Origin of the sequence: Mesorhizobium sp. M4B.F.Ca.ET.058.02.1.1, assembly GCF_003952505.1 — a bacterium.
Lineage (GTDB): Bacteria > Pseudomonadota > Alphaproteobacteria > Rhizobiales > Rhizobiaceae > Mesorhizobium.
The window spans coordinates 5712322-5735832 of record NZ_CP034450.1 but is presented as its reverse complement, the minus strand read 5'-3'; the positions used below and the strand labels follow the sequence as shown (position 1 = coordinate 5735832).

Annotated in this window: 19 protein-coding genes; 15 read left to right on the top strand and 4 right to left on the bottom strand. The window is 64.7% G+C overall.

Annotation, left to right across the window (positions count from 1 at the left end):
* Positions 1–48: 48 nt before the first annotated feature.
* Positions 49–1575: a sigma-54 dependent transcriptional regulator gene (locus EJ073_RS27885; protein WP_126058435.1), complete on the bottom strand. Its 1527-nt coding sequence runs from the start codon at positions 1573–1575 to the stop codon at positions 49–51.
* Positions 1576–1718: 143 nt separating this feature from the next.
* Between EJ073_RS27885 and EJ073_RS27880 the strand changes: the two genes are divergently transcribed.
* The 12 genes from EJ073_RS27880 to EJ073_RS27825 all read left to right on the top strand — a co-directional run bounded on the left by EJ073_RS27880 (position 1719) and on the right by EJ073_RS27825 (position 15107).
* Complete coding sequence (locus EJ073_RS27880) at positions 1719–3557, top strand: M3 family oligoendopeptidase (protein ID WP_189347391.1); 1839 nt, start codon at positions 1719–1721, stop codon at positions 3555–3557.
* Positions 3558–3924: 367 nt separating this feature from the next.
* Complete coding sequence (locus EJ073_RS27875) at positions 3925–4752, top strand: proton-conducting membrane transporter (protein ID WP_126058434.1); 828 nt, start codon at positions 3925–3927, stop codon at positions 4750–4752.
* A 166-nt stretch (positions 4753–4918) separates the two neighbouring features.
* Positions 4919–6064, top strand: coding sequence for an aminodeoxychorismate synthase component I (locus EJ073_RS27870; RefSeq protein WP_126058433.1), 1146 nt, complete (start codon positions 4919–4921; stop codon positions 6062–6064).
* A complete protein-coding gene (locus tag EJ073_RS27865; RefSeq protein ID WP_126058432.1) occupies positions 6013–6675 on the top strand; it encodes an aminotransferase class IV family protein in 663 nt (220 codons plus the stop codon). Before EJ073_RS27870 ends, EJ073_RS27865 begins: the two co-directional genes overlap by 52 nt.
* A gap of 19 nt (positions 6676–6694) precedes the next feature.
* Complete coding sequence (locus EJ073_RS27860; RefSeq protein ID WP_126059365.1) at positions 6695–6982, top strand: YciI family protein; 288 nt, start codon at positions 6695–6697, stop codon at positions 6980–6982.
* Positions 6979–7905 (top strand): DUF3445 domain-containing protein, encoded by a 927-nt coding sequence (locus EJ073_RS27855; protein WP_126058431.1) that lies wholly within the window; start codon positions 6979–6981, stop codon positions 7903–7905. Before EJ073_RS27860 ends, EJ073_RS27855 begins: the two co-directional genes overlap by 4 nt.
* A 131-nt stretch (positions 7906–8036) precedes the next feature.
* Positions 8037–9482 carry a homospermidine synthase gene (locus EJ073_RS27850; protein WP_126058430.1) on the top strand — a complete coding sequence of 482 codons (1446 nt, stop codon included), beginning with the start codon at positions 8037–8039 and terminating at the stop codon, positions 9480–9482.
* Positions 9483–9763: 281 nt separating this feature from the next.
* Positions 9764–10138, top strand: a complete 375-nt coding sequence (locus EJ073_RS27845) for a hypothetical protein (RefSeq protein ID WP_126058429.1) — start codon at positions 9764–9766, stop codon at positions 10136–10138.
* A 191-nt stretch (positions 10139–10329) separates the two neighbouring features.
* Positions 10330–12291 (top strand): bifunctional UDP-sugar hydrolase/5'-nucleotidase, encoded by a 1962-nt coding sequence (locus EJ073_RS27840; RefSeq protein ID WP_126058428.1) that lies wholly within the window; start codon positions 10330–10332, stop codon positions 12289–12291.
* A 160-nt stretch (positions 12292–12451) separates the two neighbouring features.
* Positions 12452–13516 (top strand): ferrochelatase, encoded by a 1065-nt coding sequence (hemH, locus tag EJ073_RS27835; RefSeq protein ID WP_126058427.1) that lies wholly within the window; start codon positions 12452–12454, stop codon positions 13514–13516.
* A 137-nt stretch (positions 13517–13653) separates the two neighbouring features.
* Entirely contained in the window at positions 13654–14601 is a 948-nt protein-coding gene (locus EJ073_RS27830; RefSeq protein WP_126058426.1) for an SPFH domain-containing protein, read from the top strand.
* Between the two features lie 41 nt (positions 14602–14642).
* Positions 14643–15107 carry an NfeD family protein gene (locus tag EJ073_RS27825; RefSeq protein WP_126058425.1) on the top strand — a complete coding sequence of 155 codons (465 nt, stop codon included), beginning with the start codon at positions 14643–14645 and terminating at the stop codon, positions 15105–15107.
* A 152-nt stretch (positions 15108–15259) separates the two neighbouring features.
* Here the strand turns inward: EJ073_RS27825 and EJ073_RS27820 are convergent, their stop codons facing one another.
* Positions 15260–16261: a KpsF/GutQ family sugar-phosphate isomerase gene (locus EJ073_RS27820; RefSeq protein ID WP_126058424.1), complete on the bottom strand. Its 1002-nt coding sequence runs from the start codon at positions 16259–16261 to the stop codon at positions 15260–15262.
* Positions 16262–16579: 318 nt separating this feature from the next.
* Here EJ073_RS27820 and EJ073_RS27815 point away from each other — a divergent pair, with 318 nt between their 5' ends.
* On the top strand, positions 16580–18379 hold the full coding sequence (locus EJ073_RS27815; protein WP_126058423.1) for an outer membrane beta-barrel protein: 1800 nt from the start codon (positions 16580–16582) through the stop codon (positions 18377–18379).
* A gap of 46 nt (positions 18380–18425) precedes the next feature.
* On the opposite strand, the gene galU is transcribed toward EJ073_RS27815, so the two are convergent.
* On the bottom strand, positions 18426–19340 hold the full coding sequence (gene galU / locus EJ073_RS27810; RefSeq protein ID WP_189347694.1) for a UTP--glucose-1-phosphate uridylyltransferase GalU: 915 nt from the start codon (positions 19338–19340) through the stop codon (positions 18426–18428).
* A 201-nt stretch (positions 19341–19541) separates the two neighbouring features.
* On the opposite strand from galU, the gene EJ073_RS27805 reads away from it, so the two are divergent.
* Both EJ073_RS27805 and EJ073_RS27800 read left to right on the top strand, forming a co-directional pair.
* A complete protein-coding gene (locus EJ073_RS27805) occupies positions 19542–20765 on the top strand; it encodes a lytic murein transglycosylase (protein WP_126058421.1) in 1224 nt (407 codons plus the stop codon).
* A 26-nt stretch (positions 20766–20791) separates the two neighbouring features.
* The gene (locus EJ073_RS27800; protein WP_126058420.1) at positions 20792–22018 is read left to right on the top strand and encodes a DUF459 domain-containing protein; all 1227 of its coding nucleotides are present in this window, start codon (positions 20792–20794) and stop codon (positions 22016–22018) included.
* On the opposite strand, the gene EJ073_RS27795 is transcribed toward EJ073_RS27800, so the two are convergent.
* Positions 22015–23469, bottom strand: coding sequence for a glutamate synthase subunit beta (locus EJ073_RS27795; protein WP_126058419.1), 1455 nt, complete (start codon positions 23467–23469; stop codon positions 22015–22017). The genes EJ073_RS27800 and EJ073_RS27795 overlap by 4 nt on opposite strands.
* Positions 23470–23511: the final 42 nt, after the last annotated feature.

The window sequence follows — 23511 nt, the reverse complement described above, 5'->3', positions numbered from 1 at the left end:
CACCAGGGGACGGAACTGGTCCGGAGCTTGCGAAAAGGGCTCGGCGGGTCAGGAAGCAAGGCGCTCGATGCGGCCGCTTTCCGGGTCGATGCCGTATTCCTTGAGCTTCCTGTAGAGGGTCGAACGGCCGATGCCGAGACGGCGCGCGACCTCGCTCATCTGGCCATTGTAATGGTCGATGGCGAGCTTGATCATTTCCAGTTCGACTTCGGCCAGCGCGCGCACATTGCCGCGCTCGTCCAGTGCCCGCAACGTCCCGAAGCGCGGCTGCAGCCTTGCCGGCGGATCGGGCTCGGCCACGACCACCCCCGGCTCGCCGGCCACGTCGTCGTCACCGCTCAGCTCAGGCGCTGGCGCGCCAATTTCGACATCGAGCTTGACGGTGCCTTCCAGCTGCGCGCGGATCTGCGGAAACTCCTCTTCCGTCAGCAGCTCGCTTTCGGCCAGCACGGAAGCCCTGAAGACGGCGTTCTCCAACTGCCTGATGTTGCCCGGCCAGTCATAGGCCTGCAGCATGGCGAGCGCCCTGGCCGAGATGCCTTGCGGACGGTGACGGGGATCGGCAGGCGCCACCTTCTCCATGAAATGCCTGACCAGATAGGGAATGTCGTCGCGGCGGTCGCGCAGCGGCGGCACGAAGATCGGATAGACGTTAAGACGGTAGAACAGATCCTCGCGGAAACGGCCGTCCTTGACCTGCTGCAGGAGATTGCGGTGCGTCGCCGAGATCAGCCTGATGTCGACCTTGACCGTCGAACGGCCTCCGACCGGATCGACCTCGCCCTCTTGCACCGCGCGCAACAGCTTGACCTGGACGTCGAGCGGCAGGTCGCCGATCTCGTCGAGGAACAGCGTGCCCGAATGCGCCTCGACGAATTTGCCGGTGTGCTTGTCGGTGGCGCCGGTGAACGAGCCCTTCTCGTGGCCGAACAGGATCGATTCGACGAGGTTGTCGGGGATGGCGCCGCAATTGACGGTGACGAACGGTTTCGAGCGGCGGTCGCCGCTGCCCTGGATGGCGCGCGCCACCAGCTCCTTGCCGACGCCCGATTCGCCCTCGATCAGGATCGGGATGTTGGACGCCGCCGCCTTCTGGCCGAGCCGGATCACCCGGTCCATCGCCGGGCTGTGCGTGATCAGGTCCTTGAAGGTCAGGTGGCCGCCGCGCCGCCTGGACGTGCGCTTCATCTCGTCTTCGACCGCCTCGACCTTCAGCGCGTTGGAGATCGCCGTCTGCAGCCTGTCGGGCGAGGCCGGCTTGACGACGAAATCGAAGGCGCCGTGGCGCATCGCCGATACGACGGTCTCGATGCCGCCCTGCGCGGTCTGCACGATGACCGGAACGTGGATACCGCGCTCGCGCATCGCCTTCAAGACGCCGATGCCGTCGAGCCCAGGCATGACGAGGTCGAGGATCATCACCGACACGTCGCGCGCATTGGGTCCGTCGAGAACGCCAAGTCCCGCCTCGCCGCCATCGGCCACGATCGCCCCGTGGCCGAATTTCGTCACCGCCGCCTCGAGCAGCCTGCGCTGCACGGGATCGTCATCGACTATGAGTATGGAACCTGTCATGACTGTGTAATTGCCCGGCCCGAGAAATCCCCGTGGATCATCTTGGCACAGGGTTCTAAATAAGGTTTCAAAAAACCCGGTGAACGAATTCCTTAGGATTTGACCGGCCTCTGCTTTCTCCCTTGTTCTGGAAGGTATTTTTGATGCGCATGATTCCTGATCGGCGGCTTTCGGCGACTGCGTCCGGTCACGGCGCCGCGGAGCTTGGCGACCTGCCGGAATGGAACCTCGCCGATCTCTATTCCGGCATGGAAGCGCCCGAGCTGAAGCGCGACATTGCCAGGGCCGCGCAGGATGCTGTTGGCTTCGAGACCCGCTGGAAGGGCACGCTTGCCGCCGAGGCCGAGCGCGGCGTCGCCGGCCGTCTGGGCGAAGCCTTGCAGGCCTATGAGGCGCTGGAGGAGCTGATCGGCCGCATCGTCTCCTATGCCGGGCTGATCTACGCCGGCAACACCGCCGATCCGCAGCGCGCCAAGCTCTATGGCGACATCCAGGAAAAGATGACGGACGCCAGCGCGCATCTCCTGTTTTTCGCGCTGGAGCTCAACCTGATCGACGACGCCGTGATCGAAAGCGCGCTCGCCGCCGACCCAACCTTTGGCCACTACCGGCCCTGGGTGCTCGACCTCAGGAAGGACAAGCCCTACCAGCTCGAGGATAGGGTCGAGCAGCTTTTCCACGAAAAGTCGATCACCGGGCGCGGCGCCTGGAACCGGCTGTTCGACGAGACGATGACCGATCTGCGCTTCGACCTCGGCGGCGAGGAGCTGGCGTTGGAGCCGGCGCTGAACCGCCTGCAGGACGCCGATGGCGAAGTGCGCCGCCAGGCGTCAGAGGCGCTGGCCGCGACCTTCCGCAAGAATCTGCGCACCTTCACGCTGATCACCAACACGCTGGCCAAGGACAAGGAGATTTCCGACCGCTGGCGTGGCTTCGAGGACATCGCCGATTCACGGCACCTCGCCAACCGCGTCGAGCGCGGCGTGGTCGACGCGCTGGCGGCCGCCGTGCGCGAGGCCTATCCGCGCCTGTCGCACCGCTACTATGCGATGAAGGCGCGCTGGCTCGGCATGGCGGTGATGAACCACTGGGACCGCAACGCGCCCTTGCCGGAGACCCCGCAGGCGATCATCCGCTGGAACGACGCCAGGGACACGGTGCTGTCGGCCTATCAGCGCTTTTCGCCCGACATGGCCGAAATCGCCCGCACCTTCTTCGACCGCAACTGGATCGACGCGCCGGTCAGGCCCGGCAAGTCGCCCGGCGCCTTCGCCCATCCGACGGTGCCGTCGGCGCATCCCTATGTGCTGCTCAATTATATGGGCAAGCCGCGCGATGTGATGACGCTGGCGCATGAGCTCGGCCATGGCGTCCACCAGGTGCTGGCCGGAGGCCAGGGCGCGCTGATGGCCTCGACGCCGCTGACGCTCGCCGAGACGGCCTCCGTCTTCGGCGAGATGCTGACCTTCCGCTCGCTGCTCGACCAGACCACCGACCGGCGCGAGCGCAAGGCCATGCTCGCCCAGAAGGTCGAGGACATGATCAACACGGTGGTGCGCCAGATCGCCTTCTACGAGTTCGAGCGCAAGGTGCATGCCGAGCGCAAGAACGGCGAGTTGACCTCCGACAGGCTCGGCCAGTTCTGGCTCGAGGTGCAGGCCGAAAGCCTGGGGCCGGCGATCCGGCTGCGCGACGGCTATGAAGTGTTCTGGACCTATATCCCACACTTCATCCATTCGCCCTTCTACGTTTATGCCTATGCCTTCGGCGATTGCCTGGTGAACTCGCTCTACGCGGTCTATCAGAATGCCGAGCGCGGCTTTCAGGAGAAGTATTTCGAGATGCTGCGCGCCGGCGGCACCAAGCATCATTCCGAGCTGCTGGCTCCGTTCGGTCTTGATGCCACCAACCCCGCCTTCTGGCAGATCGGGCTTGGCGTGATCGGCGGCCTGATCGACGAGCTGGAAGCGCTGGATAAGTGACGCGCGACTTCGACCTCGGTCCGCGCCAGAATAGTTTAGCCGGAACACATGTTGGGATGGGCTCTACTCTTGGCATAAATATCTGTTCTTGAAGAACTCTCCGGGAATTTTTTCCGTTAGCTTTCCGCAAGTCATATGGTAGCGTCCCGCCTCAAGCTCAGCCGGACGCAAAGCCCAGGCCAGGGGACGAGCTTCGGCCGGTGGCGACATTTGGCGAATGCGATGCGGCCGTTGGCCATGGGCGAAGAGCCGAGCGCCGACAGCTCTGTTGAAGCCAGCTGTTCCGCAAGCGCGGAACCATTGAATGGTCCTTTCGCCGAGGTCGTCATTCCAGGCCGCGGCGGATGGATCGGACTGGAGAGAGGGAATGAGCACTTTTTTCTACGTTCTCCTGGCGTTCATTGTGGGTGTGTCGGTTGGCTGGTTCATCTGGGGTCGGCTGCGCGGCGAGCTCGACAGCCTGCGCGGTGATCTGGACCGCACGCGCGGCGAGCGCGACAGGCTCCGCGCTGATACCGACAGGCTGACCGCCGAGCTCGAAGCATGCGGCCACACACGTGCCGACCTCGAACGCCGGCTGCGCGAGGCGCCGGCCGCATCCGGCGCGGCAAAGGCCTCCGCTCCCGCGCCGGCGGCGCTCGTCTCGACACCCGCACCGGCCAAATCGGCTTCTGCCAAGCCTGCCGCTGCCAAGCCTGCCGCTGCCAAGCCTGCCGCTGCCAAGCCTGCCGCCGCCAAGTCGCCCGCCGCCAAGCCTGCCGCCGCCAAGTCGCCCGCCGCCAAGCCTGCCGCCGCCAAGCCTGCCGCGGCAAAGCCGGCATCGGCCAAGCCAGCGGCAACCAGGTCGGCCGCCGCGCCGAAGCCGGCCGCGCCCAAAGCAGCGGCGCCCAAGGCTGCAGCGAAGAAGGCCGCACCGGCTTCGACCAAGGCGGCGACGGGCAAGGCCGATAATCTGCGCCGCCTCATCGGCATCGGCCCGGTCAACGAAAAGCTGCTCAAGGGCCTTGGGGTTACAAGCTATGCCCAGATTGCCGCCTGGACAGCAGCCGACGTCAAGCGGATCGAGGACGTGCTGAACTTCGATGGTCGTATCGCGCGCGAGCAATGGATCGAGCAGGCGAAGTTGCTCGCCGCCGGCGATGAGAAGGAATTCGCCCGCCGCTTCCCGACCGCGGGAACCGCCAGCAACACCTGATCCCGCTTCGCCTTCGGGCATGTGACAGCGCCGGTGCCAGTCCTGGGCACCGCCGCCTTCCTTTGCTCCAGCCGCCTTTGCGTCCCAGGACGCCGCTCCCTCGATTGCGCGCCACCAAGACCCCATATAGAGCGATCGCTGGCGCCACCGACCGAACACCCGAGCAATGTCCCTGCCCTCCGCTATTTTCCGCAACGACGAGAGCGGCCGCCAGTTGGTCTTCGACCAACCGGCCGAGATCATCGTGGCGCGCGACGCGGACGATTTCCTGCCGGCGCTCGAAGCCGCGCAGGCGGCAGCCGACGCCGGCAAATGGCTGGCAGGATACCTCTCCTACGAGGCTGGCTACCTGCTCGAGCCAAAACTGGTGCCATTGCTTCCTGAGGGTCGGCGCGCGCCGCTGGTGTGCTTCGGCGTCTTCGATGCTCCCGTCGAGCAGGCGGTGCCACGCCGCGCCGGTCCGGCGACCAACGGCCCGATCTTCGACGCCCGGGCGGCCTGGTCGGCGCAGGACTATGCGAAGCGCTTTGCGCGGTTGCACGACCACATCCGCAGGGGTGACTGCTACCAGGGCAATCTGACCTTCCCCGTGCGCGCGCAGTGGTCCGGCGATCCGCTCGCCGCCTTCGACTCGCTCACCGAACGCCAGCCGGTGAAATACGGCGCGCTGATTTCGCTCGGCGATCCGGTGGTGCTCTCGCGATCGCCCGAGCTCTTCTTCGAGATCGACGCCGAAGGGATGATCGAGACGCATCCGATGAAGGGCACGGCGCCGCGCGGCGCGACCAGGGCCGAGGACGCGCGGCTGAAATCGTTCCTGCGCAAGGACGAGAAGAACCAGGCCGAGAACCGCATGATCGTCGACCTGCTGCGCAACGACATCTCGCTGATCAGCGAGGTTGGCACACTGGAGGTGCCGGAACTGTTCCGCATAGAGACCTATCCGACCGTGCACCAGATGGTGAGCCGCGTGCGGGCCCGGCTGTTGCCGGACGTCGGCATCCGCCGCATCCTCGCGGCGCTGTTCCCCTGCGGCTCGATCACCGGCGCGCCGAAAATCCGCGCCATGGAGATACTGCACGATCTCGAGGGCACACCGCGCGACGTCTATTGCGGCGCCATCGGCTGGATCGCACCCGGCGGCACAATGCGCTTTTCCGTGGCGATCCGCACCATTTCGCTCTTTTCCAGCGGCGAGGCCGTCTACAATGTCGGCGGCGGCGTCGTCTTCGATTCCACCGCCGAGGAGGAGTATCAGGAGTGTCTCTTGAAAGCCCGCTTCGCGACAGGGACCGTGCCGATTTCGAGCTGATCGAGACCATGCGTTGGGAGCCGGGCCCCGGCTTCCTGCGCTTCGATCGTCACCTTGCGCGGCTCTATGCTTCGGCGGCCGAGCTGGGCTTTGCCTGTGAACCGCAACGGGTCGGCGAAGTGCTGACGGACACGGTTGGCCGGCAAACGATCGCCTTGCGCACCCGTCTGGTCCTGGCGCGCAATGGCGAGGTGACGGCTGCCGCGCAGCGCTATGAGCCGCTCGCCGCCGACAAGGTCTGGCGCCTGCAACTGGCGCGGGTCCGGCTCGATTCCGGCGACACTTTGCTTCGCCACAAGACCAGCCGCCGCGACACCTACCAGCGGGCGCGCGCCGAATATCTCGCCAGCCGCGCGGACGAGGTGCTGCTCGCCAACGAACGCGGCGAACTCTGCGAGGGTACGATCACCAATCTCTTCGCCGATTTCGGCGACGGCGTGCTGGCAACGCCCCGGCTCGACTGCGGTCTCTTGCCTGGCGTATTGCGCGGCGAGCTTCTGGATGAAGGCCGCGCCCGCGAAGCGATCTACACCCTAGACGATCTGAAGTCGGCGAAGGCGATCTTCGTCGGCAATTCGCTGCGCGGCCTTATCCCCGCACGGTTGGCCTGACGCAGGTCTGGAGAGAATGATGTTCGTCGTGTCGCTGAACTACAAGGTGCCGCTTACCGAGATCGATCGGCTGCAAGCTGCACATGTCGAGTGGCTGAAAGCATGCTATGCGGAGGGTATCTTCGTCATCTCCGGTCCAAAGCGGCCAAGAACCGGCGGCATCATCATAGCGCGCGGCCCGCGCGACGTGTTGGACGCCAAGCTGGCCGCCGATCCCTTCGCCCAAGCCGGCGCCGCCGACTATGACATCACTGAATTCACGGCGAGAATGACCGCCGCTCAACTCGACGCGTTCAAGGAAGCATGAACGGGCCCGCCCATACGCCCTATGACGGTTCGTCGAAACCCTTCACCATCGGGCTGAAGCCGCTCGGCCTCGACGAGTGGATCGATGTCGACGAATGTCTCTTGCCTCATCTCGCCGAGAAGCGCCGGCTCTACGCGGAGATTCCCGAAAAGGTCTTCGTCGAGGAGGATGGCACACGCGAGGCCCAGCGAGAGGTGCTCGATCTCCTCGCAGCCTATCTCGCGGCGAAACACCCCGGGACCCATCGCGATGGCGGCTCCGGCGCCGCCGTGATCGGCGACGAGAACGGTGGCGGACCGACTGCGGCCCTGCGCGCGGCGCCGCTCGTTCAGGCATCCCTGCTCGTCCAGGAGGATCTGATCCTGATGCGCCGGGATGAAAGCGGCTGGCGCCTGGCCGCCGGCTCGCTCTGCTTTCCTTCGTCCTGGTCGCTCCTGGAAAAATTCGGCAAGCCGCTGCAGCAGATCCATGCGCCGGTGCCGGGGTTCGGGCCCGGCACGCGTCCGGCAGAATTGATCAACCGCATGTTCGACGGTCTTCAGGGTCAGGCGGTGGAGCGCTACAACTGGTCGATCCAGGCCGGCGACGCCCTCTACCATCCGCTCTCCAACCTCCAGCGCATCGACCGCGCCACCAACCGCCCCACACGCTTCGCCGACGGCGATATCGACGCCCATGCCTTCATCCGCGTCGAGCGCCAGACGTTGCGCAAACTGCCCGTCTCGCGCGACATCCTGTTCACCATCCGCATCCATCTCGACCCGCTCAAGGTGCTGGCACGCCATCCCGACAGGGCGACGCTCGCGGCATCCTTCGCCGCACATCTGGAGGCGCTCGACGAGGCCCAGCTCGACTACAAGGGACTGACCGCCGACCGCGACCGGCTGGTCGCCTTCCTCGCCGACATGGCCACGGCAGCTTAACCACGCCATCAGGCGAGCCGGACCAGTGGTTGGCGCTTTTCACTGGTTTATGACAATGATCTGTGGTGTAGCGCTTGGCCGTCCGGCAGAAACGCCCGGCTTTTGCCCTGTTTAACGGAGTGTCTGAAAAAATGGCGAATGAAAACTGGCCCGTTTACGGTGAAATCACCGGTCCCGTCGTGATGATCGGCTTCGGCTCGATCGGACGGGGAACGCTGCCGCTGATCGAACGCCATTTCAAGTTCGACAAATCGCGCATGACGGTCATCGACCCGCGCGATAGCGACCGCAAGCTGCTCGACGAGCGCGGCATCACCTTCATGCAGGAAGCCGTGACAAAGAAGAACTACAAGAAGCTGCTGACGCCGCTTCTGACCAATGGCGGCGGCCAGGGCTTCTGCGTCAACCTGTCGGTCGACACCTCCTCGCTCGAACTGATGAAACTCTGCCGCAAGCTCGGCGTGCTCTATGTCGACACGGTGGTCGAGCCCTGGCTCGGCTTCTACTTCGACGACAAGGCGGATAACGCCGCGCGCACCAACTACGCGCTGCGCGAAAGCGTGCGCGAGGAAATCGCCAGGAACCCCGGCGGCAGCACCGCGATCTCCTGCTGCGGCGCCAATCCGGGCATGGTCTCGTGGTTCGTCAAGCAGGCGCTGGTCCACCTCGCCACCGATCTTGGGCTGGAGTTTGCCGAGCCGGCCGCGAGTGACCGCGAGGGCTGGGCGAAACTGATGAAGAAGGCCGGCGTCAAGGGCATTCACATTGCCGAGCGCGACACGCAGCGCACCAAGAAGCCGAAGCCGATGGACGTGTTCTGGAACACCTGGTCGGTCGAAGGCTTCGTCTCCGAGGGCATGCAGCCTGCCGAACTCGGCTGGGGCACGCATGAGACCTGGATGCCGAAGAACGCCAGGAAGCACAAGAACGGCTCGCAGGCGGCGATCTATCTGGAGCAGGCCGGCGCCAACACCCGCGTGCGCTCGTGGTGCCCGACGCCCGGCGCGCAATATGGCTTCCTGGTGACCCACAACGAAGCGATCTCGATCTCCGACTTCTTCACCTTGCGCGGCAAGAAGGGTAAGGTCCACTACCGCCCGACCTGCCACTATGCCTACCATCCGTGCAATGACGCGGTGCTGTCGCTGCACGAGATGTTCGGCGCGGCTGGCAAGGCGCAACCTGTCCATCACGTGCTTGACGAGAACGAGTTGGTCGACGGTATCGACGAGCTCGGGGTGCTGCTCTACGGCCACGACAAGAACGCCTACTGGTACGGTTCGCAGCTGTCGCTGGCCGAGGCGCGTAAGCTCGCTCCCTACCAGAACGCCACCGGCCTGCAGGTCACCTCGGCGGTGCTTGCCGGCATGGTCTGGGCGCTGGAAAACCCGCAAGCCGGCATCGTCGAGGCCGACGAGATGGACTACAAGCGCTGCCTGGAAGTGCAGTTCCCCTATCTCGGGCCGGTCAAGGGCTATTATACCGACTGGACTCCGCTCGATCACCGGCCGGGGCTTTTCCTCGAGGATCTCGACAAGAACGACCCGTGGCAATTCCGCAACATCCTGGTGCGATAGCGGGTTGCAGCGCGCGCGCTCCTTCGGACCTGCAAGAGGGCTTTAAGCCATTGAAATTGCGTGCATCACGCCTTCCGAAGATCGATCTTCGATTTTCGGGCCGATGCGGCGCCGGCATGCCGCGATGCCTTGCAATCGCCCGGAAATCGGGCGATTGAAGGGGTGCGGCCTGGAGCGACGTGCATCCATTGGAAAGTACGCTCCAGCACTTTGATGTACGCCTCGTGCCTTCCGAAAATCGAAAGCGGTTTTCCGGCCGATGCGAGAGGAGAGGATTTCAAATGACCATTGCGCGCAAATTGCTTTCGGCAGTTGCGGCGGCAAGTCTGCTCGCCGCTTCTGCCTGCACCACCGTCGGCCCTTCCGAGCCACCGATCGCAGCCGGACCGAAAGGCGTCGAGGGTTCCTGGATCGACGCCAAGGGCACCGGCCTGTCGAGCTTCACCGCCGGCACCTTCACCACCGTCGCCACGGACACCGGCCAGAAGCTCGCCGAAGGCAGCTACACCATGACCGGGGCGACTTCGGTCGAGATCCACGGCACCTCGCTGATCCGCCAGACACCGATCAGCTTCAACTGCCTGATGATCTCCACCAGCCAGCTCAATTGCACCAGCGCGTCGGGCCAGAACTTCGTGCTGACGCGGCGCGCCTGAAGCCGGTACATCCTTCGCTTTTCGGAAGACGGCGGCCGGCGACCCGCCGTTTTTTGCTCCCGGCAATGCTGGCCCGATTCCGCTTGCATCGATGAAAACGCGATGGGAACATGGTCGGGATCTGGCTGCTATGTCCCGTTCAGTGCAAGGGCGTTAAGCGCCTCTGGTTCAAGGTCATCCGGGAGACGAGAATGAAGAAGATCGCCGCCATTGCCGCTCTTTCAGCATCCGCGCTTGGCCTGTCCGCCGGATCATCCTTTGCCGACTACACATTGAACATCCTGCATTTTAATGATTGGCACAGCCGCATTGAAGGCAACAACAAATACGAGTCGACATGCTCCGCCGAGGAAGAAACCAAAGGCGAATGCATTGGCGGCGCCGGCCGGCTGGTTACCGCGATCGCGCAGGAACGCAAGAAGCTCGACGGTCAGAACGTGCTACTGCTCAATGCGGGCGACAGCTTCCAGGGCTCGCTCTTCTACATCACCTACAAGGGTGCCGCGGAGGAGGAATTCCTCAACCAGATCAAGCCCGACGCGGTGACGCTCGGCAACCACGAATTCGACGACGGCGAGAGCGCGCTGGTGCCTTACCTGGACAAGGCGAAGTTCCCGATCATCAGCGCCAATGTCGTGCCCAACGACAAGTCGGGCGCCGCGGGCAAGATCAAACCGTCGGTCGTGCTTGAGGTCGGCGGCCAGAAGATCGGCATTGTCGGCGCGGTCACCAATGATACGCCGGAGCTTGCCTCGCCCGGCCCCAACATCGCCATCGAAGACGACGTCAAGTCGATCACGGCCGAGGTCGAGAAGCTGAAGGCGCAAGGCGTCAACAAGATCATCGCGGTGACCCATATCGGCTACAACCGCGAGCGCGATGTCATCGCGAAAATCCCCGGCATCGACGTGGTGGTCGGCGGCCACAGCCACACGCTTCTGTCGAACACCGACCCGAAGGCGGCCGGCCCCTATCCGACGATGGTCGACAACCCCGATGGCTACAAGGTGCCGGTGGTGCAGGCGGCGTCCTATTCGAAATATCTCGGCGAGTTCAAGGTCGTGTTCGACGACAACGGCGTCGTCAAGCAAGCGAGCGGCGACCCGATCTTCCTCGACAAGTCGATCACGCCCGATCCGGCCGTGCTCGCCCGCATCAAGGAGCTCGGCGCCCCGATCGAGGAATTGAAGAACAAGGAAGTGGCTGAGACCACTAAGGCCATCGACGGCAGCCGCGACAACTGCCGCGCCCGCGAATGCGAGATGGGCAACCTCGTCTCCGATGCCATCCTCGACCGCGTCAAGGGCCAGGGCGTCGAGATCGTCATCTCGAATGGCGGCGGCCTGCGCGCCTCGATCGACCAAGGCACCGTGACCATGGGCGAGGTGCTGACCGTGCTGCCGTTCCAGAACACGCTGGCGACCTTCCAGATCTCGGGTAAGGACCTCGTCGCCGGGCTCGAAAGCGGCCTCAGCCAGATCGAGGACGGCGCCGGGCGCTTCCCGCAGGTCGCCGGCCTGAAATATTCCTTCGACAAATCGGTCGCGCCCAACGCCGGACGCGTCAAGTCGGTCGAGGTGATGGAGAACGGCGCCTGGGCGCCGATCAATCCCGACAAGGACTATCTGGTCGCCACCAACAACTATGTCCGCCAGGGCGGCGACGGCTACAAGGTCTTCGCCGAGAAGGCCAAGAACGCCTATGACTACGGCCCGGGCCTGGAGCAGGTCGTCGCCGACTATCTCGGCGCGCATCGGCCCTATACACCGAAGCTCGACGGCCGCATCACCGAGATCGCCGCGACCGTCGCGGCGGCGCCCGCCGAGATGCCCGCCTTGCCTGCCAATTCGGGCGACATCGCCACGACACCGCCGACGGTTCCGGCGGAAACGGCCCCTGCCGCGCCTGCGGCGGAACCCGCCAAGCCCGCGGAAGCGGCCCCTGCCCCGGCTGCCGAGCCGGCAAAGCCGGCCGAGGCGACGCCTGCAGAAGCCAGCCATGTCATCGTCGCCGGCGACACCTTCTGGGATTTGGCGAAGAAGGCCTATGGCGACGCCACCAAGTGGAAGCTGATCTCGGGCGCCAACAAGGATTACGAGCCGCATCGGCTGCCGATCGGCGGGACGCTCACCATCCCGCCCGCGGCGAAATAGCTCCTGCCGCGGCAGGTCGGAGACCCGCCCGGGCAACGGACGGGCTTCTGCTTTCGGGCCAGGGCGCCGCGAGGTGCGGCCAGACGCAGCATTGAAAACCGCCGCCGCATCGTTAGTTTCGCCGCGCCACCCGCCGGTTTCGCGGTTCCCGGAGATCCTGATGACGCTGTCCAGCCCACTCGACCCCAAAGCCGCGAAGACCGCCGGCCCGCTGCCGGCGGGTTCCGTGCGGGTCAAGGCCGGCAAGGTCGGCGTCATGCTGATCAATCTCGGCACGCCCGACGGCACCGAGTTCAACCCGATGTGGCGCTACCTCAGGGAATTCCTCTCCGACCCGCGCGTCATCGAGCTCAATAAGGCGATCTGGTATCCGATCCTCTACGGGCTGGTGCTGACGACACGGCCGAAGAAATCGGGCGCCAACTACGCCAGGATCTGGAACCGGGAGAAGAACGAGTCGCCGCTGCGCACCTTTACGCGCGCCCAGGCGGAGAAGCTCGCCAAGGCGCTTGGCGACCTGCCGGATGTCATGGTCGACTGGGCGATGCGCTACGGCAACCCCTCGACCGCGAGCGTCGCCCGAGGACTGGTCGAGCAGGGCTGCGACCGCATCCTTTCCTTTCCGCTCTACCCGCAATATTCGGCGACAACCACCGCGACCGCCAACGATCAACTGTTCCGCGCGCTGATGAAGATCAGGCGCGCGCCGGCGATCCGCAGCGTGCCGCCCTACTATGACGAGCCCGTCTACATCGAGGCCCTTGCCCGCTCGATCGAACGGCATCTGGCGAGCCTCGACTTCGAGCCGGAAGTGGTCATCGCCTCTTATCACGGCATCCCGAAACCCTATTCCGACAAGGGCGATCCCTATCGGGCCCATTGCCTGGAGACGACGAGGCTGCTGCGCGAGAAGCTTAGCTGGGACGAGAAGAAGCTGATCACCACCTTCCAGTCGCGCTTCGGCGCGCAGGAATGGCTGCAGCCCTACACCGATGTGACGGTCGAGAAGCTCGCCAGGGAGGGCGTCAAGTCGATCGCCATCGTCAATCCCGGCTTTTCTGTCGACTGTATCGAGACGCTGGACGAGATCGGCCGCGAGGCAGCCGAAACCTTCCACCATGCCGGCGGCAGGAACTTCGCCCACATCCCCTGCCTCAACGACAGCGACGAGGGCATGGCCGTGATCGAGGCGATGGTGCGGCGCGAGCTGTCCGGCTGGGTGTGACCCGCCTCGCCGCCACAGCTTGAAACCGGTGCGCAAAAGCCTCCGCCATTCAATATTCGTGATCACCTGATTGTAACGCTGCGGAAACACACTTAAGTGATTTCGTGAAGTCGGCGCCTATTGAGGGAGAAAACGAAATGGGCTTCAGCGGTTTCGATATTGCCATCATTGTTCTTGTCTTCCTGGTCATCATCCTTCTTTTCAAAGGCATCAGGACGGTGCCGCAGGGTTACAACTACACGGTGGAGCGTTTCGGCCGTTACACCAAGACACTGACGCCGGGTCTCAACATCATCAACCCCATCTTCGAGCGCATCGGTGCCAAGATGAACATGATGGAGCAGGTGCTTGATGTCCCCACGCAGGAGATCATCACCCGCGACAACGCCATCGTCGGCGTCGACGGCGTCGCCTTCTACCAGGTCCTCAACGCCCCGCAGGCGGCCTATCAGGTCGCCGGGCTGCAGAACGCCATCCTCAACCTGACGATGACCAACATCCGCACCGTCATGGGCTCGATGGACCTCGACGAATTGCTGTCCAACCGCGACGCCATCAACGAGCGCCTGCTGCGCGTCGTCGACGAGGCGGCGCATCCCTGGGGCATCAAGATCACCCGTGTCGAGATCAAGGACATCAACCCGCCAGCCAACCTGGTTGAATCGATGGGCCGCCAGATGATGGCCGAGCGCGACAAGCGCGCCCAGATCCTGGCCGCCGAGGGCCTCAAGCAGTCGCAGATCCTCGAGGCGGAGGGCCGCAAGGAAGCAGCCTTCCGCGATGCCGAGGCGCGCGAGCGTTCGGCCGAGGCCGAAGCCAAGGCGACCCAGGTCGTGTCCGAAGCCATCTCCAAGGGCGACGTGCAGGCGCTCAACTACTTTGTCGCCCAGAAATACACTGAGGCCTTGACCAGGATCGGTTCGGCCTCGAACAGCAAGATCGTGCTGATGCCGCTGGAGGCGTCGTCGCTGATCGGCACGCTGGGCGGCATCGGCGAGATCGCCAGGGAAGTCTTCAAGGCAGACGGCCCGTCCGGTACGCAGCGAGGCTCGCGGCCGCCGGTCGTGCGCCCCGGCGACAATTGATGGTCTCCACGATTTGATGTCTCCGCTCTGGGAGAGCGCACATGATTGATCGCATCATTTCCGAACTCGGCCCTTGGAACTGGATGGTCCTGGGCTTCGTGCTGCTGGTGATGGAAGTCGTCGCGCCCGGCGTCTTCATGCTGTGGATCGGCATCGCCGCCCTGATCGTCGGCGCGGTGTCGCTGCTCATCTGGGACGCCGCCTTCTGGACCTGGCAGCTCCAGGTTCTGGTCTTCCTGGTCCTGTCGCTGATCTCGGCCTTCGTCGGCAAGAAACTGGTCGGCGGTCGTCATGACGACGCCGATCAGCCGCTGCTCAACCGCCGCGGCGCGCAGATGGTCGGCCGCACCGCGACGCTGGCCGAGCCGATCAAGAACGGCCGCGGCCGCATCCGGCTGGGCGACACCCTGTGGCGCGTCTCCGGCCCGGATCTACCGGTCGGCACGCAAGTGCGCGTCACCGGCGCGGCCGATACCGATCTGGAACTGACCGTCGAGGCGATCTGAGGCGAGACCCTGGTCAGGGCGTGTTGAGATTCAGGTCAGGCCGAGTCGGGAACGCCAACTTCGGAGAACCGGAGCGGAGCGTACTCGAAAGCCGGCCTGCGACGCGGACGTCCTGCGCTTCCGGTGCTCATCGCCTGTATATCGACATACCCCTAAGCCGCGCCGATACGCAGCAGATCATGCAGGTGGACGAGCCCGACGGGGCGTCCGCCCTCCACCACCATCAGGCTTGTGATAGCGGAGGCGTTGATTGTCTGCAGGGCAGTCGCCACCAGCGTGTCCGGCGTCGCCGTCTTCGGTTTCTTGGTCATCACCTGATCGACGCTCATTGCCAGAAGGTCGTTGGCGATATGACGGCGGATATCGCCGTCGGTGATGATGCCGATCAGCGCACCATCGGTGCCGGTGATCGCCACGCAGCCGAAGCCCTTGCGCGAGAGTTCGACGATCGCCTCGCTCATGCCGGTGCCCGACGGCACCAGCGGCAGACGCTCGCCGACATGCATGATCTCGCGCAGCTGCGTAAGATTGGCGCCGAGCTGTCCGCCCGGGTGGAAGGTGCGGAAATGGTCTGGTGTGAAGCCCCGCGCCTCGAGCAGCGCAATGGCCAGCGCATCGCCCGTTACCAGTTGCAGCAGCGCCGATGTCGTCGGCGCAAGCCCGTGCGGACAGGCCTCCGGCGCGGGCGGCAAAAGCAGCACCACGTCGGCTGCGCGCGCCAGCGCCGAGGTCTCGCCGGACGTGATGGCGATAAGCGGGATCGCAAATCGCTTTGCATAGGCGACGATGCCCATCAATTCCTTGCTCTCGCCCGACCACGACATGGCGATGATGGCATCATCCTTGGCGATCATGCCGAGATCGCCATGATTGGCTTCCGCCGGATGGACGAAGAAGGCGGGCGTGCCGGTCGAGGCGAGCGTGGCGGCGATCTTGGAGCCGATATGGCCGCTTTTGCCGACGCCGGTGACGATGACGCGGCCCTCGATGCCCGAAATCAGCTCGACGGCGCGCGCGAATGGCGCGGCCAGCCCGTTCTCGAGCGCGGCGGCAAAAGCAGCCATGCCAGCCTGCTCGGTCGCCACGGTTCTCAGCGCCGAATCGATCGAAGCCTGCCTGTCCGGGCGCTTCTTTTCTGGGGACCCCGCATGCATGGCTGATGCGCTTAGCGCTTTGCCGCCCGCCTGTCCAACAGAAATGGCACCTGATGCAGGTCGCCCAAAAGTGGGCGGCGGTTTTGGGAAACATGCATAAAGCAAAAAACCTGAAGCGCGTCGCCTGAATCCGTTTCCACTCGCCGCGCTTTAGGTTCGATCCCGGTCTTTGCCCGTGGCCCAATATCCAATGGCGCCAGCCCCGAAATCCAGGACACCGCATGCGTGAGAGAACCGCCCGCCTCAACCCTCCGTTAACCATCCCCATTTACGGTTCGGTAAGTATGGCGCGCCTGCGCCGCGCTAGCAGTGGTGACGATGACTGGGGCCCAGCCTGAAACGAAAAGAGGTCGAACGGGCAAGGCCGTCAGCACGCTGCTGCTGGCGGCGAGCGTTCTTGCCTTGCTGCGGCCGATGCCGCTCCAGGCCCAGGAAACCGAACTGCGCGGCGAGGTTTCGGAATCAGCGATCCTGTCGGACCAGCAGCGCAAGGTCAGGCAGATGAGCAGGGCTCGCGCCCAGGATCAGGACACGCCGCAGACTGCGACCGCCGACGCCCCGGCCGACGCCTATTCGCCGGCAAGTTCCGGCGCGGTGCCGGACGATACTGATGCGGCAGCCGCCGACGAAAGCATCTTCGAGCAGCCTGCCGCCACCGACGATCCGTTCGCCGACAACCCAGCTCCGCCCAAGCCGCGCCGGACCCCGACCGCCAGGCAGCGCGCCGACGCCACGGGCAAGAAGGCGGACGACAAGGATACGGCTAAAAAGAACAAGACAAACGCCGCCGACAAGAAGAAGACCAAGCAGCAGACCGACGCAACGACGACCAGGGCCACTGCCGACGACACCGGCCTCACCGCAGAGGACCAGGACGGCGCCAACCGCCGCGCGGTCACCGTCGACAGCGTCGACAGGCAGAAGCTCGATCCGGGCGCGGAGCGCACCGCATCGATCGAAGGCCAGAAAATCAAGCCCGAGGACGACCCCTTCGCCGCCACAGGCATCAAGGTCGGCACCTTCGTGTTCAAGCCGACGCTCGAGCAGGGCCTCACCGCGACGTCCAACGCCGATGCCAGTAGCGGCGGCAAATCGGCGCTGCTGTCGGAGACGGCGCTGCGCTTCACCGCTGCGTCCGACTGGCGCGAGAACTCGGCCACAATCGACGGCTACGGCATTTTCCGCAACACGGTCTCGGGCCAGAAGATCAACGATGCGCAAGGCCGCATCGAAGGCCAGCTCAACGTCGACCTCGACAACGAGCTGCGCGCCATCGCCAAGCTCGGCTACGAGGCGGTGCCTGAATCAGCCTCCTCGCCGGATGCCATCGCCGGCGTCACCTCGCAGCCGCTGCGACAGACCGTCGACGGCAGCCTCGCCATCGAGAAGGATGCCGGCAAGATGCGCTACGCGCTGACTGGCGCGATCACGCATGACTTCTTCGGCGACGCCAACCTTTCGGACGGCACCACGCTGTCGCAGAGGGACCGCGATTCGACGCTCTACAGCGCTACCTTGCGTACCGGCTACGAGGTTTCACCGGCCATCACGCCTTTTGTCGAGGTGGAGGCCGGGCGACGGATATATGATCTGCGCCTCGACAGCAACTTGTACGAACGCTCCTCGACCAGGCTCGGCGCGCGCGCCGGCCTCGAACTCGACATGGACGACAAGCTGTCGGGCGAATTCTCCGTCGGCTGGCTGCGCGAAGCGATCGATGACGACCGTCTGCCGGCCAACGCGGGACCGTACGTCAACGCCGATCTCAAATGGTCGCCCGAGCGCGGCACCATCGTCGGGCTCACGGGCAGGACCACCATCGAGAGCACGACGACGGCTGGGGAAAGTGGCGATGTCCTCTACTCGGGCCGGCTTACCGGTGAGCGGCGGATCCGCGCCAATCTGACGGCGAATTCAGCGCTTGGCCTCGACTGGCGCGACTATACCGGATCCGACGGCCATGACCTGATCTTGAGCGCCGAGGCCGGGCTGACATGGTGGCTCAACCGCTATGCCGGCCTCACCACAAGGGTCAGGACGGAGAAGTTGACCAGCAACCTGCCCGGCCGCGACTATGTCGCCAACAGCGTCTTCCTGGGGCTGAAGGTGCAGCGCTGAGGACGTGCCGGAATTCAGGCCAGGCCGGCCTGAATATCGATACGCCCTAGAATGCGGCGCCGCGCCGCGCCGACGGCTGCACCTCATCCAGCAGCGTGCGGATGACGCCGGCCATGCTGGCATTCATGTCGTTGCGCCACAGCGCGAAGGCGACATTGGCCTCGACGAAGCCTTCCGGCGAGCCGCAATCGAAGGTTCGGCCCCGGTAGTGGTAGCCGTAGAAGGGCTGCCGCTTCTCCAACCTCAGCATCGCGTCGGTGAGCTGGATCTCGTTGCCGGCGCCGCGTTCCTGGCCTTCGAGGATGCCGAAAATCTCCGGCTGCAGGATATAGCGGCCGTTGATGAACAGGTTCGAGGGCGCGGTGCCCGCCTTCGGCTTCTCGACCATGCCGGTGATGCGGAAGCCGTGATGCGTGTCCTCGCCGCGGCCGACGATGCCGTATTTATGCGCTTCGGCCGGATCGCACTCCTGCACCGCGATGATGTTGTTGCCGGTCTCGGCATAGAGCTCGACCATGTCCTTCATGCAGCTCTTTTCCGACTGCATGATCATGTCGGGCAGGAGGAGCGCAAACGGTTCGTCGCCGACCAGTTCGCGCGCGCACCAGACGGCATGGCCAAGCCCCATCGGTACCTGCTGGCGAGTGAAGCTGGTCTGGCCCGGCGCCGGCTGCAGCCGCTGCAGTCGGGCAAGCTGGTCGTCCTTGCCGCGTTGGGCAAGCGTGTCGTAGAGCTCGAACTGGACGTCGAAATGGTCTTCGATGACCGCCTTGTTGCGGCCGGTGACGAAAATGAAATGCTCAATGCCGGCATCCCGGGCTTCATCGACCACATACTGGATGACCGGCCGGTCGACGACCGTCAGCATTTCCTTGGGAATTGCCTTGGTGGCGGGAAGGAACCGCGTGCCGAGACCAGCGACCGGGAAGACTGCCTTGCGAACTCTCTTCATGCTGCCAATTATCCGTTTGATTGCCTGCTCCGCAATCCCGTTCTGAGACATTTTCGCGCCGGAATCGAGACGTAAAGAACACCGGGTTACAAAACTTGCAGTGCGTAAAGCATCGTCGCGTCTTTTCGTTCCCGACCCCACCTATGGTAAACTAAATACTAACCGGGTTCGGCGATGAATGATCTTCCTGACATGAAGAAGGAGGAACAGATGTCCGTTCGCAGCACCGCAAAGCGCCTCGCAAGCGTCGTGACGGCGGCCAGCCTGTCGCTTACCCTGCTGATGCCCGCGGGACCTGCTTTCGCCGATGCCGGATTCCGGCAATGGGTTGCCAGCTTCCGCGCCACGGCGGTGCAGAGCGGCGTCTCCGGTGCGATCTACGACCAGGCCTTCAGGAACATCACCGATGTCGATCCGGTGGTGCTGGAAAAGGCCCGCACCCAGCCCGAGTTCACGGCACCCGCCTGGGACTATTTCGACAACCGCGTGCACGACCAGTCGGTCGCCGTCGGCCAGCAGATGGCCAGGAAATGGAAGCCGTGGCTGGACAGGATCGAGGCGCGGTTCGGCGTCGACCGCAACATCCTGCTCGCCATCTGGTCGATGGAATCGAACTATGGCGAGATCCTCAAGCGCAACGACATCATGCGCAATGTCATCCGCTCGCTGGCGACACTTGGCTATGCCGACCCGCGGCGTTCGAAATTCGCCCGCACCCAGCTGATCGCGGCGTTGAAGATCCTGCAGAGCGGCGACATCGACGAAAGCCATCTCAGCGGCTCGTGGGCCGGCGCCATGGGCCACACCCAGTTCATCCCGACCAGCTACCAGCATTATGCCGTCGACATGGACGGCAACGGCAAGCGCGACATCTGGAACTCGATCCCCGATGCGCTGGCGACGGCCGCCAATCTGCTGAGGAAGAACGGCTGGCAGGCCGGCAAGACCTGGGGCTACGAGGTCGTCCTGCCGGCCGGCAAGCTTCCCGCCGGCTCGAAGACGCTGGCGCAATGGCAGGCGCTTGGCGTCGTCAGGGCCAACGGCAAGCCGTTCAAGAACGGCTCCGACAAGGCGACGCTGAAAGTGCCCGACGGCCGCGGTGGGCCAGCCTTCCTGATGATCAAGAATTTCTCGGTCATCAAGGCCTACAACAACGCCGACAAATACGCGCTCGCCGTGGGCCTTCTTGCCGACGAGATCGCTGGTGGCAGCGGCCTGGTGCAGGACTGGAAACGGCCCTTCACCAAGCTGAGCTTCGAGGAGCGGCAGGAACTGCAGCAACGGCTTTCCGAGCACGGCTACTATGACGGCAAGTTCGACGGCAAGATCGGCGAGGGATCGAAAGCCGCCATCATGGCCTTCCAGGCGAAGGCCGGCTTGACCCAGGATGGCTATCCGAGCATGGAAGTGCTCAAATGGCTCCGCAAGAAATAGGACCGCTTCAGGGACGGAGGAAGTGATTGGTTTCGGCTGGGCGCATACGGGCGATCGTTCGTCGCACGCCGATCCTGATCCTGGCCCTTGGCGTCCTGATGGTGGCCGCGGCCAGCGCCTTCCACACGCCCGCCATGGCGCAGGAGGAGCAGAGCCGCGGCTGGTCGCTGCGTGACTTGCTGTTCCCGCGCCGCAGCGAGCGCATCGAGCCGCCGCTCGACATCCAGAAGGCAAGGCCGAAGGCAAAGACCAGGAAATCCAAGCCGCGCCTCCCGGCAGTGCCACAGACGCCGATCGTCGAGAAGACGCCGGATGCCCGCGTCGTGCTTGTGGTCGGCGATTTCATGGCGAGCGGTCTCGGCGAGGGCCTGGACACCGCCTTCGCCGAAAACGCCGGCGTCAGGATCGCGGTGCGCAGCAACGGCTCTTCCGGCTTCGTGCGCGATGATTTCTACAACTGGCCAGAACAGATCAAAACGCTGATCGAGACCGAGAAACCATCGGTCGTCGTCGTCATGCTCGGCTCCAACGACCGCCAGCAGATGAAGGTCGGCGACGTGCGCGAACAGCCGCGATCCGAGAACTGGACCAAGGAATATGAGCGCCGCACCGATGCGCTGGGCAAGGCCATTGCGGAGGCCAAGGTGCCGTTCCTGTGGGTCGGCATGCCGGCCTTCCGGTTGCCGAAGATGACTTCGGACATGCTGGCCTTCAACGACATCTACCGCTCGGCCGCCGAAAAGCATGGCGGCGAGTTCGTCGATGTCTGGGACGGTTTCGTCGACGAGAACGGCGCTTTCGTCACCACCGGCCCCGACATCAACGGCCAGGCTGTGCGGCTGCGCTCGGACGACGGCATCAATGTCTCGAAGGCCGGCAAGCGCAAGCTTGCCTTCTACACCGAAAAGCCGCTGGCCAAGATCCTCGGGCTGGCCGCGCCCGGAAGCGTGACAACGGTCTCCGCGCCGGCCGGCGCCCCGGTCGAAGCGCCGGCGGCCAATGCCGCTCCGATCGTGATCGACCGCACCGTGCCGATGCTGCTCGGCGATCCGGCGCTGGACGGCGGCTCCGAGCTTCTCGGCGCGGCGGCGCCCGCCAAGGCGAATCCGAATTTACCTGGCGAGAAACTCGTCATCGAGGGCAAGGCGCCCGCTGCCTCGCCCGGCCGCGCCGACGATTTCTCCTGGCCGCCGAAAACCCAGCCCGCAACGTCAGCCGCGACACCGGATACGACGACGGCTATCAACCCTTAACGAGGTAAAACGCTCGATCCCATCAGCGCCTCGTCGATCGAGCGCGCCGCCTGGCGGCCCTCGCGGATCGCCCACACCACCAGCGACTGGCCACGGCGCACGTCGCCCGCCGCGTAAAGCCTTTCGACGCTGGTCTTGTAGTCGCGGTCATTGGCCTCGACATTCTTCGAGCGGCGGCTGTCGGTGACGATCCTCATCTGTCCATCCAGCTCGCTCGCCACGCCGGTGGCGGCCGGCCCGGCAAAGCCGATGGCGATGAAGGCGAGATCGGCGCGGATGACGAATTCGGTGCCGGCGATCGGCTTGCGCTTCTCGTCGACCTCACAGCAGCGGACGCCGGTCAGCTGGCCGTCCTCGCCGATGAATTCAAGCGTCGCCACCTGGAATTCGCGCTCGGCGCCCTCGGCCTGCGAGGACGAGGTGCGCATCTTGGTCGCCCAGTAGGGCCAGACGGCGAGCTTGTCTTCCTTCTCCGGCGGCTGCGGGCGGATGTCGAGCTGGGTGACGCGCACCGCGCCTTGGCGGAAGGCGGTGCCGACGCAGTCGGACGCGGTGTCGCCGCCACCGACGACGACGACATGCTGGCCGCTGGCGATGATCGGATGCGAGGGCCACGCCACCGACTGGATCGGCTCGCCGCCGACACGGCGGTTCTGCTGCACCAGATAGGGCATGGCGTCATGCACGCCGCCGAGGTCGTCGCCCGGTATGTTGGCGGCGCGCGGCATTTCCGAGCCGCCGCAATAGAGCACCGCGTCATATTCGGCGAGCAGTTCGGCCACGGGCTTGTCGACGCCGACATTGACGCCGCAGTGGAAGGTGACGCCCTCGCCCTGCATCTGCTCGATGCGCCGGTCGATATAGTGCTTCTCGATCTTGAAGTCCGGGATGCCGTAACGCATCAGCCCGCCCGGACGACTCTCGCGCTCGTAGACGTGCACGTCATGGCCGGCGCGGCCGAGCTGCTGGGCCGCCGCCATGCCGGCCGGGCCGGAGCCGATGACGGCGACGCGCTTGCCGGTCTTCTTCTCCGGCGGATAGGGCCGGATATGGCCGGTTTCGTAGGCCTTGTCGGCGATCGCCTGCTCGACCGTCTTGATGGCGACCGGAATGTCCTCGAGGTTCAGCGTGCAGGCTTCCTCGCAAGGCGCCGGGCAGATGCGGCCGGTGAATTCCGGGAAGTTGTTGGTCGAATGCAGGTTGCGGATCGCATTGTCCCAGTCGCCATTGTAGACGAGGTCGTTCCAGTCGGGGATCTGGTTGTGAATCGGGCAGCCGGTCGGCCCGTGGCAGAACGGAATGCCGCAATCCATGCAGCGCGCGGCCTGCTTCTCGACCTCCTTGTCCGACATCGGCAGCGTGAATTCGCGGAAATGCCGGATGCGGTCGGAGGCCGGCTGGTACTTGTGCACCTGCCGGTCGATCTCAAGAAACCCTGTTACCTTGCCCATAGTCCAGTCCCTGCTGTCCGAAGGCACGCACTTGTCGGCGCA